Source organism: Streptomyces sp. NPDC001393 (assembly GCF_053597455.1).
The window spans coordinates 1-14,975 of record NZ_JBSFIH010000050.1 but is presented as its reverse complement, the minus strand read 5'-3'; the positions used below and the strand labels follow the sequence as shown (position 1 = coordinate 14,975).

The 14,975-nt window shown below is 73.9% G+C and carries 9 protein-coding genes; all 9 read left to right on the top strand.

Annotated elements, in window-relative coordinates; genetic code table 11:
• Positions 1-2 precede the first annotated feature (2 nt).
• Positions 3-515: a phage baseplate assembly protein V gene (locus tag ACWC2T_RS35780; RefSeq protein ID WP_450674505.1), complete on the top strand. Its 513-nt coding sequence runs from the start codon at positions 3-5 to the stop codon at positions 513-515.
• A 27-nt stretch (positions 516-542) separates the two neighbouring features.
• Positions 543-875, top strand: coding sequence for a PAAR-like protein (locus ACWC2T_RS35775; protein WP_450674504.1), 333 nt, complete (start codon positions 543-545; stop codon positions 873-875).
• Positions 872-1,345, top strand: a complete 474-nt coding sequence (locus ACWC2T_RS35770; RefSeq protein WP_450674503.1) for a GPW/gp25 family protein — start codon at positions 872-874, stop codon at positions 1,343-1,345. Before ACWC2T_RS35775 ends, ACWC2T_RS35770 begins: the two co-directional genes overlap by 4 nt.
• A complete protein-coding gene (locus ACWC2T_RS35765; protein ID WP_450674502.1) occupies positions 1,342-4,545 on the top strand; it encodes a putative baseplate assembly protein in 3,204 nt (1,067 codons plus the stop codon). Before ACWC2T_RS35770 ends, ACWC2T_RS35765 begins: the two co-directional genes overlap by 4 nt.
• Positions 4,542-8,429, top strand: coding sequence for a putative baseplate assembly protein (locus ACWC2T_RS35760; protein WP_450674501.1), 3,888 nt, complete (start codon positions 4,542-4,544; stop codon positions 8,427-8,429). Before ACWC2T_RS35765 ends, ACWC2T_RS35760 begins: the two co-directional genes overlap by 4 nt.
• Positions 8,426-10,624 carry a hypothetical protein gene (locus tag ACWC2T_RS35755; RefSeq protein WP_450674500.1) on the top strand — a complete coding sequence of 733 codons (2,199 nt, stop codon included), beginning with the start codon at positions 8,426-8,428 and terminating at the stop codon, positions 10,622-10,624. The genes ACWC2T_RS35760 and ACWC2T_RS35755 overlap by 4 nt, the downstream gene beginning before the upstream one ends.
• A gap of 65 nt (positions 10,625-10,689) precedes the next feature.
• Positions 10,690-12,171 carry a DUF6519 domain-containing protein gene (locus tag ACWC2T_RS35750; RefSeq protein WP_450674499.1) on the top strand — a complete coding sequence of 494 codons (1,482 nt, stop codon included), beginning with the start codon at positions 10,690-10,692 and terminating at the stop codon, positions 12,169-12,171.
• Between the two features lie 11 nt (positions 12,172-12,182).
• Positions 12,183-13,028, top strand: a complete 846-nt coding sequence (locus ACWC2T_RS35745; RefSeq protein ID WP_450674498.1) for a peptidoglycan recognition protein family protein — start codon at positions 12,183-12,185, stop codon at positions 13,026-13,028.
• Positions 13,029-13,205: 177 nt separating this feature from the next.
• The coding region (locus ACWC2T_RS35740) for a SpoIIE family protein phosphatase (protein WP_450674497.1) at positions 13,206-14,975 on the top strand (1,770 nt) is incomplete at its 3' end.

The window sequence follows — 14,975 nt, the reverse complement described above, 5'->3', positions numbered from 1 at the left end:
GAATGGCTGCTGAACCCACCCGCTACCTCGGCAAGTACCGGGGCACCGTGGTGAGCAACGCCGACCCCATGGGCGTGGGCCGACTGCAGGTCCAGGTCCCGGACGTGCTCGGTGACGTGCCCTCGACCTGGGCCATGCCGTGCTTCCCGCTGGCCGGACCCGGGATGGGGCAGTTCCACCTGCCGCCGGTGGGCTCGGGCGTGTGGGTGGAGTTCGAGCAGGGCGACCCCAGCTACCCGATCTGGACCGGGTGTTGGTACGGCGCCGCGCACGAGGTGCCCGAGGACGCGGTCACCGCCACCAACAACCCGAACGTGGTGCTCCAGACCCCCGGCCGACGCCAGATCGTCCTGTCCGACGAGCCCGGCGGCAAGGGCATCACCCTCAGGCATCCCTCCGGCGCGTCGATCGTCATCGACGACACGGGGGTGCACATCAGCAACGGCCAGGGCGCGGTGATCTCGCTCGTGGGGCCGACCGTGACCATCAACAACGACGCGCTCAGCGTCACCTGAACTCCGACGGGGGAAGGCCAAGTTCACGTGTCCGGAAATCTTGTCACCATCGATGCCACGGTGATGTGCCCGCACGGCGGTCGGGCGAACGTCCTGCCCGCCCAGTCGCGGGTGCTCGCCGCCGGCAGCCCGGTCGCCACCGAGGCCGACGTCTACACGGTGACCGGCTGCACCTTCACCGCCGGCGGGAATCCCCACCCCTGCACGACGATCCGCTGGACGGGGACCTCCGCACGCATCCGCATCAACGGTTCGCCCGCCCTGCTCCAGGACTCGACGGCGCTGTGCCACACCGCCGTCGGCGCCACCCAAGGCCCGCCGAACGTCACCGTCGTACAGCAGCGGGTGGTGGGACGATGAGCCCGCGCAACCGCCGGACAGCGGCAGCCGGCGCGGCCACCGGGGCCGCAGCCCACGCCGAGCGCGTCGTCCAACTGCCCGCTCCGCAGCCGTACCCGCCCCGCAGGGACATCGCCTTCCCGTTCCACGTCGACAACCGCGGCCGTACCGCGGACACCGACTACGACGGCCACGTCCGGGACATGATCGAGCAGCTGCTCTTCACCAGCCCGGGGGAGCGGGTGATGCGCCCCGACTTCGGCTGCGGGCTGCTCGACCTGGTCTTCGCGCCCAACAGCCCGGAGCTGGCCTCGGCGCTGCACCTCTCCGTCCAGGCCGCCCTGCAGCGCTGGCTCGGCGACGTGATCGAGGTGGACGCGCTCGACGTGGTCAGCGAGGAGAACGTGGTGCGGGTGCACCTGGCCTATACCGTCCGGCGCACCGGGACGCGCCGGACCGATGTGTTCGAGGGGAGCGGGGGAGCCGCGTGAGCAGCACAGACTGCCGTACCGACCAGCGGCGCGGCGCCGTCCGCGCCGCGCGCCTGCACGGCGTGGACGAGGTGGAGACGGGCGACGACGGCCGCACGCTCGTCGTCACCTTCCTCGGCAAGGCGCCGCACCACCTGACGCACCATCACCTCCGGATCGAGGGCGGGCGTCGCATCAGGGACATCCACGCCCTGGCGGTCGAGATCGTCCGCGAGGACGACCCCGAGCTCGACGACCGGATGTTCGTGACCCTGGACAAGGCGGGGGACACCTCGCCGTACCGGCTCCGCGTCGTAGAGACCGACGCCTTCGGCCGGCCCGGCACGCAGCCCCGTCGCGGCTTCGATGTCCGGTACGCCGCCGCCGAGTTCACCTTCACCCAGGGCGGGCCCAGCCCGTACGACTGCGGCGAGGACGAGGGGGACTGTGCCCCGCAGTACGCCCGCCGTCCCGTCATCGACTACACCGCGCGCGACTACGGCAGCCTGCGACGGCTGATCCTCGACCGGATGAGCCTGACCGCCCCCGGCTGGGTCGAGCGCCATGCGCCGGACGTCGGCACGGCCCTGGTGGAACTGCTGGCCTACGCCGGCGACCAGCTCTCCTACCACCAGGACGCGGTGGCCACCGAGGCGTACCTCTCCACGGCCCGCCGTCGCGTCTCGGTTCGCCGTCACGTCCGCCTGATCGACTATGCGATGCACGACGGCTGCAACGCCCGCACGTTCGTGGCGCTTCAGACGGACCGCCAACTGACCCTGCCCAAGGGCGAGTTCCGCTTCGCGGCCATCGACCTGTCACGTCTGAGCCCGCAGGAGCGACCCGACTTCGGCACCGTCATCGCCGACGAGGACCTGGACGCCCTTGCCGACCTCCCCGTCGGCCTGGAGGTCTTCGAGCCGCTGAACCCGGGCGCCGACCTCGCTCTGCGCCCCGAGCACAACGAGATCCGCTTCTGGACCTGGGGCGAGGAGGAGTGCCTCCTGCCCAAGGGCGCCACCGCGGCGACACTGATGGACACCCCGAAGCGCGGGCTGAAGCTCAAGCCCGGCGATCTGCTCGTGCTGGAGGAGGTCCGCGGCCCGCGCACCGGCACACCCGCCGGCGCCGACCCGACGCACCGCCAGGTCGTCCGCCTCACCTCGGTCACCCCCGGTGAGGACGAGCTCTACGAGCAGCCGGTCCTCGAAGTGACATGGGGTCAGGAAGACGCCCTGTCCTTCCCGTTGTGCCTGTCCGCCCGCGGCGGACTCGACTGCGCGCTCATCACGGACGTCAGCGTCGCCCGCGGCAACGTCGTCCTGGTCGACCACGGCCGTTCGCTGACCTTCTGCGGCGGCGCCCCCGAGCGGTTCGCCGTACCGCCCGCTCCTGCCGAACTCAGGCCCTGCGGCCCCACGGCCTTCGGCTGCTCCGACGACCGCACCCAGGGCAGCCCCGCCGCCGAGGCGGTCCACGCCATGCTGGACCAGACCCGCTGCGGACGGCCCATGACGCCGGACCAGGTGCGCGAGCTGGAACCACTGCTCGGTGCGCAAGCCGTCGCGCGCGCAGGCATATCCGTCGTCCTCGCTCCGGGCACGACGGTCGAGGAACGCGTCCAGCCCTCCACCGCGGACGCCCAGGCCACGGCCCTGGAGACGCTGCTCGCCCAGTCCACCTACCCGGCGATCGCCCCCCGCTTCCGCCCGGTCCTGCGCCACGCCCCCGTCACCCAGGCCGCCTCCTACCCCGACCCGGCACGAATCGCCGCAGGCCAGGCCGCCCGTCTGGCAGCCATACCCACCCGTCTGCGCGAGCGGATCGAGGAGCTGTGGCGCCGCGCCGAGGAGGGCGAAGCGCCCACCGAGGGCGAGATCCACGAGCTGACCGTGGTCTTCGGTGCCCGCACGATCCAGCGCCTGCGCATCGACGAGCACCCTGGCCGGGCCCTGCGCGAGCTCTACGGCCGCTTCAGTCGCCTCCTCGCCGGCAAGCTCCGCCGCCTGGAGGTGCTCACCGCCCGCGCCCACGCGGGCACGGTGCTCCACCGCTACGTCGTCTGGGAGATCGCCCAGAGCTGGGGCGAGCGCTACGCCGCAGAACTGGACCCGAGCGATCCGGTGCTCGCCGGACCGGCCGCCGACGGCCTGCGCCAGGACCCGCGCACCGCGCTGCCCGCCGTCCGCGCCCAGGCCGGGGACGGAGTGTGGACTGCGCGCCGCGACCTGCTCGCCGACGGCCCGCGCGGCCACCACCTGGTCGGCGAGGTCGAGGACGACGGACGCCTGGCCCTCCGCTTCGGCGACGGCAAGCACGGCGCGCCGCCCCCACCCGGCGCCACGCTGGAGGTCGCCTACCGCGTCGGCAACGGCGCGTCGGGCAACGTCGGCGCCGAGGCCATCAACCACCTGGTCGTCTGCCGTGGCAGTGACGACAGCGGCCGTGGCGCGCGCTCGCGCCGTGCCGCCTTCGGGGCGGTCACGGCGGTCCGCAACCCGCTCCCCGCCGTCGGCGGCACCGAACCCGAGGCGCTCGACGAGGTCCGCCGACTCGCCCCGCTCGCCCCGCACCGCGAGCTCAAGCGCGCCATCACCCCCGGTGACTACGCGACCCTGGCCGCGCAGGTTCCGGGCGTGCGCCGGGCCGCCGCCGAACTGCGCTGGACCGGCAGCGGCCAGGAGATGCACATCGCCGTCGAGGCGGTGCAGCGCCCGAAGGCCACCGTGGCGGGCGGGCCCGCCGGAGCCGTCGACTTCCCCGAGCCCGGCGCGGCCCTGCTGCAGGCCGTCGAGCACAGCCTGCTGCCCTACCGCCGCATCGGGCACGAGCTGGTGGTGCGCCCGGCGATGCAGGTCCCGGTCGACCTCGCGCTGTCGGTCTGCGTGGACCCGGCCCACCAGGCCGGCCATGTGACGGCCGAGCTGCGCCGGGTGCTCGGCAACCGCCGCCTGCCCGACGGCAGGCTCGGCTTCTTCCACCCGGACGCCCTCACCTTCGGCGAGCCGGTCCGGGTCAGCCGTCTGGTCGCCGCCGCGGCGGCGGTACCCGGTGTGCTCAGTGCCAAGGTGACCCGGCTGCGGCGCCTCTTCCGCACCGACCAGGGCGAGCTGGCGGCCGGGATCCTGCCGGTCGGCGCGCTCGAGGTCGCCGCTTGCGACAACGACTCCGCCCGGCCCGAGAACGGCCGGCTCACCCTCGAGATCGGAGGTGGCCGATGACCGGCAACCCGTGCAGCTGCGGCTGCAACCGCGGCGGTGCCGACCCGGCCACGCCGGTCGAGGTGTTCAACCCGCCCGGCCTGGACGCGGTCCGCTACCGGGTGGGGGAGTACGGGCGCTTCGTCTCCGCGATGCTGGACCGGCTCTCCGGCCCGGCCTACCCCGCCCTGCGGGGCCTCACCGTGCGCACCCCGGACGACCCGGCGATCGCGCTGGTCGACGCCGCCGCCGTGGTGGGCGACGTGCTCACCTTCTACTCGGAGCGGATCGCCAACGAGGGCTATCTGCGCACCGCCACCGAGGAGGGCTCGCTCGCCCTGCTCGGTGGTCTGGTGGGCCACAAGCCCCGGCCGGGCGTCGCCGCCGAGACCTATCTGGCGTACACGGTGGACCGCGATCCGCGCAGCGGCCAGGAGACCACGGTCGTCGTCCCGCGCGGTACCCGTTCGCAGAGTGTTCCGGGCCAGGGCGAGGAGCCGCAGTCCTTCGAGACGGTGGAGGACCTCACCGCCCGCTGGGCCTGGAACGAGCTCAAGGTGCTCCAGCGGCGCCCCTACCAACTGACGGCGGCCCAACTCGCCAAGCGCGGACGGCTGTTCGCCAGCGGCACGACCAACAACATCAAGCAGGGCGACCAGCTGCTCTTCATCTTCAGCGCCGACCGCGCCGCCGACCGCAGCCAGCGCGTACTGCTCACGGTCCCCGGCGTCAGCGTCGACCGGGAGAGCGGCACCACCGCCATCGGCCTGCCGCAGGCCTCGTTGCCCTCCCTGCACGGGATCAAGGCCGAGCTCACCCGCTGGATCACCCCGGGCGGGGAGCACAACCCCAACCGCTGGCCCGAACACAGCCGTATCGTCAGCGACTTCGACGACCAGGTGCTGGCCCCGCTGCGCAGCGAACTGGACACCCTCGACACCCCGCCGAAGCTCGCCGACCGGCTGACCCAGACCCTCGCCCGGCTGCGCGAGGCCAAGGCCTACGGGCAGGACTACCGGGACGTCTCCGACTGGTTCGAGGCCCTGGACACCGAACTGACCCGGCTCCGCGCGCAGGCCCTCGGCCTGCAACCGCCGCAGCCGACGGCCGCGGGGACCGGCGCGCACACTGCACGGGCGTCGGCCACTTCCGACGCGACGCCCACTCCGGGCAGCGAGCCGGGGGACTGCCCCAGCGATGTGATCGACCCGGCCCTCGCCGGCCTGGGCCCGCTGCTCTCCGCCCTGCGCACCCCGCCGGCCGGCCTCCCCGCGGACGCCCGCGCCCTCTCCCGAGATCCCGAGCGCAGCTACGCGCCCGGGTCGGACCTCGGCGCCCAACTGCTCACCGCGCTCGACCCGCGCCTGCGCGACGGCCTGTACGCTGCCTGGGGCAACGTCGACCTCGGCGCACCCCTCGCCCTGCTCGACGCCCAGGCCATGCGGGTCACCGGGACGCCCTTCGGCGCCACCGCCCCGCTCAAGCCGGTCTACGACGCCACCGGCCGGGTCGTCCGCTACACCGACTGGCCGCTCACCGGCTCCAAGCTCACCAGCATGCGCGTCGACTACGACACGGACGCAACCACGCCCCGCCGCGCGGAGTTCAGCTACGTCGAGGCCGGCGGATCGGTGAGCATCAACTTCACGCTCCCCGGCGACGACGGCACGCACGACTTCGGCCCCGGCCGGATCGAACTGGCCACCACCGGCAACGAGTCGGCGCTGCGCCGGGCCCTCGAAGCCGGGCAGGAGCAGGGTGTCACCGCACGCCTGCAGGCCCACCTCCCGGAGCGCGACCTCTTCGTCTCCCGCCCTGGCGACGACGGCCGCATCCATGTCACCATCACCGCGACCGGCACCACCGACGAGGGCGACGGCAACGGCCCCAACCCGCCGCTGCCCGGGCCGCTCGACTTCCACCTCGCCCCCGGCGACCAGCTGACGGGCACACAGGGCGCGTACCAGATCACGGTGAAGCGATCCGCCGACGACGGACCGGCCTCCGTCGAGATCACCCTCACCGCCCAACTCGGCCTGACCGCACGCAATGTGCTCGCGCTCGACGCGGTCTACGAGGGCATCGCCCCCGGCAGCTGGGTCGCCGTCGACCGCCCCCGCAAGGGCGTCACCGGCGGTGTCCCCGGTGACCCCGGGCTCTCCAGGGTCATCACCCGGGTCAGCGGGGTCCGCGTGCTCTCCCGCGCCGACTTCGGCATCACCGGCAAGGTCACCGAGCTGACCCTCGAGGACCCGTGGCTGGACGACAAGGACACCCTGCTCTCGCACATCCGCGACACCAGCGTCTACGCCCGCGGCGAGAGTTTCCAGCTGGCCGACGAACCGCTCACCGACGACGTCGGCGGCGACCTGATCGACCTCGCCCAGCTCTACGACGGCCTGGCCCCCGGCCGCTGGATCGTCGTCTCCGGCGAACGGACCGACATTCCCGGCACCCCGGGCGTGCACGGCAGCGAGCTGGCCATGGTCTCCCAGGCGCTCCAGGCCGTGGACCCGGCCCTGCCCGGGGACACGGTCCGCACCACCCTCATGCTCACCGCCCCGCTCGCCCACCGCTACAAGCGCGCCACGGTGACGATCCACGGCAACGTGGTCCGCGCCACCCAGGGCGCCACCCGCGACGAGCCGATCGGCAGCGGCGACGCGAGCAGGGCCGGGCAGAGCTTCGTGCTCTGGCAGGCCCCGCTCACCTGGCTGGCGTCCGACACCCCGGAGGGCGCGGCGAGCACCCTGCGCATCCGCGTCGACGGAGTCCTCTGGCACGAGGTGGACACCCTGGCCGCGGCCGGCCCGCACGACCGCGTCTACACCACGAGCACCACCGAGGACGGCCGGATCCGGGTCACCTTCGGCGACGGCATCCACGGCCGCCGCCTGCCCAGCGGCCACGAGAACGTCCGGGCCACGTACCGGACCGGCATCGGCAGGTCCGCCAATGTCGCCGCCGGCAAGATCACCCAGCTGGCCACGCGCCCGCTCGGTGTGACCGCAGTGACCAACCCGCTCCCGGCGACCGGCGGAGCCGACCCCGAGGGCGCCGCCGGCGCCACCGACACGCGCGCCCTCACCGGCGGCTTCACCCCGCGGCGCCGCCAGGTCCCGCTGGCCGTCTCGGCCCTGGACCGCCTGGTCTCCGTCCCCGACTACGAGGACTTCACCCGGGCCCGGGCCGGCATCGGCCGCGCCAGGGCGGCCCAGCTCTTCGACGGGCGACGCCAGTTGGTGCATGTCACGGTCGCCGGCGTGGACGACATACCGATCGCCCCCGACTCCGGACTGCTGACCTCCCTGCGTGCCTCGCTCGCCGAGTACGGCGACCTCCGGCTGCCGGTGGAGGTGGCGGTCCGCGAGCAGGTCCTGCTGCTCCTCGCCGCCCAGGTGACGGTCGGCCGGGACCACGACTGGGAGCAGGTGGAGCCCTCCCTGCGCTCGGCCCTCCTCGCCCGCTTCGGCTTCGACGCGCGCGAACTCGCCCAGCCCGCCCACCTCTCGGAGGTGCTGGCCACCGCCCACTCGGTCCCGGGCGTCGACCACATCGAGGTCACCGCCTTCACCGGGGTCGCGAGCGACCTCTCCCCGCAGGGGCTCGAGCGGCTCGGCGACCGACTCGCCGTACCCCAGGACGTGGTGGCGGCACAGCCCGCCCGTCACCGCGTCGAACGCCACCGGGTGACCGGCCCGGCGGACGAGACCCTGACCGACATCGCGGCCCAGTACGGCATCTCCCTCGTCGAACTGCTCCGCCTCAACCCCGACCTCACCGGAACCCAGCCCCTGGGGCCCGGCAGCAGCGTGGTCGTCTTCCGCGGGATCCGCCCGGCGCAGCTCGCCGTGCTCTCCCCGGACCTGCCGGACACCCTGATCCTCAAGGAGGCCTCCGCATGAGCCGGGACCCCGACGGCCTGCTCGACCTGCTCCCGGACTGGTACCGCATCCGCGACGCCGAGTCCGGTGAGCCGCTGCGGGCGCTGCTCGCGGTCATCTCCGAGCAGATCGACCTGATCCGCACCACCGTCGAGCGGCAGTACGACGACTGGTTCGTGGAGACCGCCGCCGACTGGGTCCTGCCCTACCTGGGCGACCTCGTCGGGTACCGGGTGCTCCCCGGCTACCAGGACACGTTGAGCACCGACCCCGGGCTGGCCGCCCGCCTCGCCCCGCGCCGCGACGTGGCCGACACGGTCGCGGGCCGCCGTCGCAAGGGCACGCTGGCCGTGCTGGAGGAGATCTGCGCCGCCACCGCCGACTGGCCGGCCCGCGCGGTGGAGTTCTCCCGGCTCCTGGCCACCACCCAGCCCGTGCGCCTCTTCCGGGCCGACGAGACGTCCGCCGACCACCGCCGCCTGCGCCGTGGCCGCCTCGCCGACCTCCGCGACGGCACCGCCCTCGACCTGCTCGGGAGCCCCTTCGACAGCTCGGCCCGCACCGCCGACGTACGCCGCGCCGCCTCCACCCGCAGCCAGGGCGGGGTCACCCCGGCCGGCGTGGGCCTGTTCGTCTGGCGCCTCAAGCCGTACGCGATCTCCCGCGGCCCGGCCTACTGCCTCGACCGGGCCCGCAACCACTACACCTTCTCCATCCTCGGCAACGACACCCCGCTCGTCACCCTCCCCGAACCGGAGCCCTCGGCGACACACATCGCCACCATCGACAACGTCCCCGGCTTCATCACCCACCGCCAACTCGCGGACCGGCTCAGCGACTTCTACGGTCCCGGCAAGAGCTTCGCCATCTGGCGCGACGACGAGTTCACGCCCGTCCCGCTCTCCGACATCGTGGTGGCCGACCTCTCGGGCTGGCACTACCGGCCCCGGTACGGCCAGGTCGCCGTCGACCCCGAGCTCGGGCGGATCGCCTTCGGCGCCCGCTCCGCGCCGACACGCGGCGTCTGGGTCAGTTACCACTACGCGTTCTGCGACGACATGGGCGGCGGCCAGTACCCGCGCGACCGCGTCACCCCGCCCGAGGCCGCCGTCTACCGGGTCGGCCCCGGCCGCCGTTTCGAGCGCATCACCGACGCCTACGAGCAGTGGCGCACCGACAAGTCCGCGGGCACGGCCGGGTCCGAGGCGATCATCCAGATCACCCACAGCGGTGCCTACCAGGAGCAGCTGGACTTCGCCCTCGACCCGGAGGACCGCCTCGAACTGCGCGCCGCCGAGGGTACCCGCCCGGTGATCCGCCTGCTCGACTGGTACGGCAACCGCCCCGACGCCCTCAACGTCCGTGCCACCGGCGGCGCTTCGGGCCGCACCCGGGGCGGACGCATGGTCCTGGACGGCCTGCTCGTCACCGGCCGCGGCGTCAACGTCACCGGCCCGCTCGGCGAGCTGGTCATCCGGCACTGCACCCTGGTACCGGGCTGGTCGCTCACCGACCACTGCGCACCGCACTCGCCCGAGGAGCCCAGCCTGGTCCTCGACCGCACCACGGCCTGCGTCCAGATCGAGCGGTCGATCCTCGGCACCGTCCAGGTCGTCGGCGACGAGGTCGACGACGACCCGCTGCCCATCCACATCGCGGACAGCATCCTGGACGCCACCGCCTCCGACCTCGAGGCGCTCTCCGCCCCCGACTGCCGCCACGCCCACGCCGTCCTGCACGCCTACCGCACCACCGTGATCGGCGAGGTGCACACGCACGCCGTCGACACCGCCGAGGACTGCATCTTCACCGGCCGGATGAACGTCGCCCGCCGCTCGGTCGGCTGCCTCCGCTTCAGCTATGTGCCGCCCGGCTCGCGCACCCCGCGCCGCTACCACTGCCAGCCGGATGCGGTCCGTGAGGCCGTCCAGGAGCTCGTCGAGAGCGGCCGGACGGCCCGCGCGGACGCCCCCGCACTGGCCGCCGCCGAGACAGACCGGGTCCGCCCGCGCTTCACCAGCCTCCGCTACGGCACCCCGGCCTACGGCCAGCTCGCCCACGGCTGCGCCCCGGAGATCGCGCGGGGCGCAGCCGACCGCTCCGAGCAGGGCGCCTTCCACGACCTGTTCCAGCCGCAGCGCACGGACAACCTCCGCGCCCGCCTGGCGGAGTTCGCCCCGGCCGGCACCGACGCGGGTGTCTTCTTCGTGACCTGACGCCCGTCCATCTCCAGACGCAGACCATCCATCGGCGCACCAGCACAAGAAAGTTGAGGGGGACCATGCACGGCGACTTCTCGCGCCTGACCCACCAGCCCGCAAAGCACTACTCCGCGGTGCTCGCCCAGCAGGGCCGCGTCCAACTGGACGCCGACGCCAACGAGCAGACGGCGATCGAGCTGTTCCGCTCCCGCACCCTGGCCCGTGACCTGATCGGACGCGACGGCGGACCCGCCGGCACATCCGGCGACGGCCCCGGCTTCCGGATCGCCTACGTCAAGGGCACCCACGATCAGGACGACCTCACCATCGGCGGCGGCCGCTACTACGTCGACGGCATCCAGCTCGACGCGACGCGCCCCCAGCCGGCCCCGGCCGTCCCCTCCGGCGGCGCGCTGCCGCTCGACAGCGGCTCGGCAGGCGCGGACAGCGACGGCGTCATCCCGTCCCCCACCCCGGCCACCTGGACCTACTGGAACCAGCCCGACGCCTACCGCGACCCCAACCTGCTGAGCGATCAACTCCCCACCTCCTTCCCCTTTCTGGCCTATCTCAAGGTCTGGGACCGCAGCGTCACCGCCGTCGAGGACCCCGAGATCCGCGAGGTCGCGCTCGGCGCCGCCATGCCGGACACCGCCGCCCGCGTCAAGACCGTCTGGCAGGTACTCACCCTCCCCGCCCAGGACCTGGACGTCGGCGACGGGGGCGCGGCCACGGTCCGCGCCGCCTTCGACGAGTGGGCCGCGGCCCAGCGCTCCACCGCCCGCCTGGCCGCTCGCGCCGAGCGGCCGGAGGGAGCGGCGGACGAGCCCTGCCTGGTCCGGCCCGACGCCCGTTACCGCGGCCCGGAGAACCAGCTCTACCGCATCGAGATCCACCAGGGCGGAACGGCCGAGCGGGGCGCGACCTTCAAGTGGTCGAGGGAGAACGGCAGCGTCGCCTTCCCGATCGCCGAACTCGACGGCACCTGGGTCGCGTTGTCCACCCTCGGCGACGACGACAAGCTCACCCTGGACGTCGGGGACCGCGTCGAGGTCTGCGACTCCGCCTACCTCAGCCGCGGCGAGCCGGCGCCCCTGCTGAGGGTCGAGGAGATCGACCTCCCCGGCCGCCGGGTCCGCCTCTCCGCCGAACCTCTCCCCGGCGTCGGCGCACTGCCCGAGCGCCACCCCTTCCTGCGCCGCTGGGACCACGCCGCCACCGGCACTCCCGGCCACCGCCCGCGCACCGACGGCGGCGCCCTGCCCGTCGAGGAGGGCACCTGGACAGAGCTGGAGGACGGCCTCCAGATCTACTTCAACCCCGGCGGCTCCTATCGCTCCGGCGACTTCTGGCTGGTCCCGACCCGCACCGTCACCGGCGCCGTCGAGTGGCCGGCCAACTCCGCCGGTGACCCCCTCCTCCAGCTCCCGCTGGGCATCGACGTCCACTACGCCCCGCTGGCCTGGATCACCGGCGACAACTCCCTCTCCGACCTCCGCCGCGTCTTCCATCCCCTCGCCACGCCGCTGTCGGACGCGAACGCGGAGCCCCAGGAGAACTGAGGAGAACTGACGTGCCCCTCTGCCCCTTCGCCTCGGTCCGGCTCCTCGCCCGGCCCGAGCCGCCCTCGCCCCTGAAGCCGACCCAGATCATCGTCCACACGGCGAACGCCACCCTGCCCGCCGCGGACGTCCGCTTCCGTCGGCCCGGCGCCCGCGGCTGGAGCCATTTCGGCGTGTCCGCCACCGGAAAGATCACCCAGTGGCTGGACACGACCACCCCCGCCGACTCCGCGTACCGCGCGAACCTCCGCTCCGACGGCACGGGCGCGGTCGGCATCACGACGGAGGGGCACGTCTCCGAGCCCTGGACGGACGCCCAGCTGGACGCACTGATCCGCCTCCACTGGTGGCTGATGCGCACCCACCCCGCCATCGCCCACCGGGCCTGCCGCACCCCCGCCGACCCCGGCCTCGCCCACCACACCCTCCTCGGCTCGCCGAGCCCCTGGACTCCCGTCCCCAAGTCCTGCCCGGGCCCCCGCCGAATCCAGCAGTGGGAGGACCTGCTCCTCCCGCGCGTCCTGGCCCCGTACGGCATCCTCGTCTCCGACATGCGCCCGCGCGACGAGCGCGCCGAGGAGATCGTCCAGGAGCTCCTGTCGACACCGATCGAGTCCCCCTCCGCCCCGGCTGCCGAAGAGGCGCTCCCGACTCCGGACTCGGACCCGTCCTCGGCGACGCCGTCGGAGCAACCGCCCACCGCGGCCGACGCAGCACCCCGGCCACCCGGGCAGGACTCCGCGGCCTCGCTCCGGACCCGCCAGCACCATCCCGTCCGCGAGGCCCTCCTGGACTTCTTCCTCCCCGACTCCGCACCCCACGGCCCCAGACCGTCCCCACCTCCGGAAGGGAGCTGACACGGCCCCCCGGCCGCTGCTTTCGCTCACTGTCCGTGTTCACCGCGCGATCCGCCGCTGTGGGCGAAGCGACCACCGGTGTTATTCAATGAGGTGTGCGGTCAGGGATCTCGGGGCCCCGTCGCACGGGTCCGAGTACGGCCCCGGCGCTGCGCCGGGGATTGCCGAGAGAGCCGCATGGACTCCACACCCTCTCCCTCGTCCTCTTCGCCGTTCGACCTGGTCAGCAGCGCCCTGGGGCGCTACATCCCGCGCGGCGCAGCGGCAGCGGCCGCCGGTCCCGCCGACGCCCGGGGCGACCGCGGCACCCGCCGGCCCGACCCCGGCGACCCGGAAGCCGGCAGCCAGGACCAGATCCTCGGCGTGGTCAGCCTGGACAGGGATCTGAGAATCACCCGCTGCGCCCTGGCCGCCCCGGTGTTCGCGGGTCTGGACGCCGCGGTGGGGAGTCCCTTCGTCGATCTCCTGCCCCCCAGGGACGTACCGACGGTCACCCGGCGGTTGCAGCAGGTCCTGGAGACCGGTGAGGCGCACGTCGCCCGGATCCAGCGCCTGCGGCGCGGCGACGGGTCGGAGCTGGTGGTGTCGATGAGCATCCTGCCCGCCCCGGCGCCCCAGGAGGGCCTGACCGTGTCCGTGATCGCCATGGCCCGCAGGCTGCACCTGTACGCCGCCGAGACCGCGATCGGCACCTCGCTGGACATCGGCGAGACCGCGCAGTCGCTGGCGGAGTCCCTGCTGGCCTGGGGGGACGTGGCCGCCGTCGACCTCGACTTCGCCGTGTGGACGGGCGAGGGAGTCACCGAGCAGGCGCCGGGGCGCATCCGGCTGCGGCGGGCGGCCCTGGTGCCGGACCGGGCGTGGCCCGACGGCTACGTGACTCCGGGCGACGATCTTCCCAGCGACGCGAGCCGCCTGCTGGCGCAGGCGGTACGACGGGACGACGCCCCGCAGGCCATCGTCATACCCGACCGGGAGGCGGTCGAGCGGGTCCTCGGCAGCCCGCGGGTGATGCGCGCCCTGGTGCCCGGCGACCGGTCGGCGGGTGTGGCATGCATACCGCTGGTGCTGGACGGCCCGCCGCCGGTCGTACTGGGCGTGGCGGAGGTCTGGCGGCGGGCGGACTGCCCCTTCCGCGACAGCGAGCTGTTCGACCTGCAGGAACTGGTGGCCAGGACCGCCCATCACGTCGACCTGGCCCGTCAGCACCAGCGCGAGCACACGCAGGTGCTGGCGTTGCAGCGCCGGCTGCTGCCCCGGACCGGCGGCGACACCATCGAGATCGCCAGCGTCTACCAGCCCGCCACGCCCGACAGCGCGGGCGTCGGCGGCGACTGGGTGAACAGCTTTCCGCTGCCGGACGGACGTACCGCACTGGTGGTCGGTGACGTCGTCGGGCACGGCCTGGGAGCCGCGGCGACCATGGGCCAGCTGAGCATGGAGGCCCGTGCGCTGCTGTCCGCGGGGCTGGCGCCGGACGAGGTGCTGGAGCACCTGGACGAGACCGTATCGCTGCTGGACGACGCGGAGTCCGGGCTGGCGGCCGGCTACAGCGCCCTCGGCTCCACCTGCTGCATCGCCCTCTACGACCCGGTCAGCCACCGCGTGGCCCTGTCCAGCGCCGGCCACCTCCCCCCGGTCCTGGTCTCCCCGGACGGACACGCGGGCCCGCTCGCGGTCCGACCTCATCCCGGCCTGGGCGCCGAGTTCGCGCTGCGGGAGCCGTTCGGCGTGCACACGTTCGGCGCACCCCCGGGCTCCCTGCTCGCCCTCTACACCGACGGCCTCGTGGAGGATCCGGCCGAGTCGATCGACGAGGGCATCGGCAGGCTGGCGGACGCCGTGTCCACGGTGCACCCCTGGGACGCCCTGCAGCAGGCCGCACGGCGCGTCGTGGGGGGGGGGGGCCCCCCCGGCCCGCGCCCGCGCCGGGACCACGGCGGCGGG

Excerpts from the sequence above, each read along its gene's own strand:
- ACWC2T_RS35760 (WP_450674501.1), top strand. The coding sequence starts at position 4,542 with ATGACCGGCAACCCGTGCAGCTGCGGCTGCAACCGCGGCGGTGCCGAC.
- ACWC2T_RS35750 (WP_450674499.1), top strand. The coding sequence starts at position 10,690 with ATGCACGGCGACTTCTCGCGCCTGACCCACCAGCCCGCAAAGCACTAC.
- ACWC2T_RS35755 (WP_450674500.1), top strand. The coding sequence starts at position 8,426 with ATGAGCCGGGACCCCGACGGCCTGCTCGACCTGCTCCCGGACTGGTAC.
- ACWC2T_RS35780 (WP_450674505.1), top strand. The coding sequence starts at position 3 with ATGGCTGCTGAACCCACCCGCTACCTCGGCAAGTACCGGGGCACCGTG.
- ACWC2T_RS35770 (WP_450674503.1), top strand. The coding sequence starts at position 872 with ATGAGCCCGCGCAACCGCCGGACAGCGGCAGCCGGCGCGGCCACCGGG.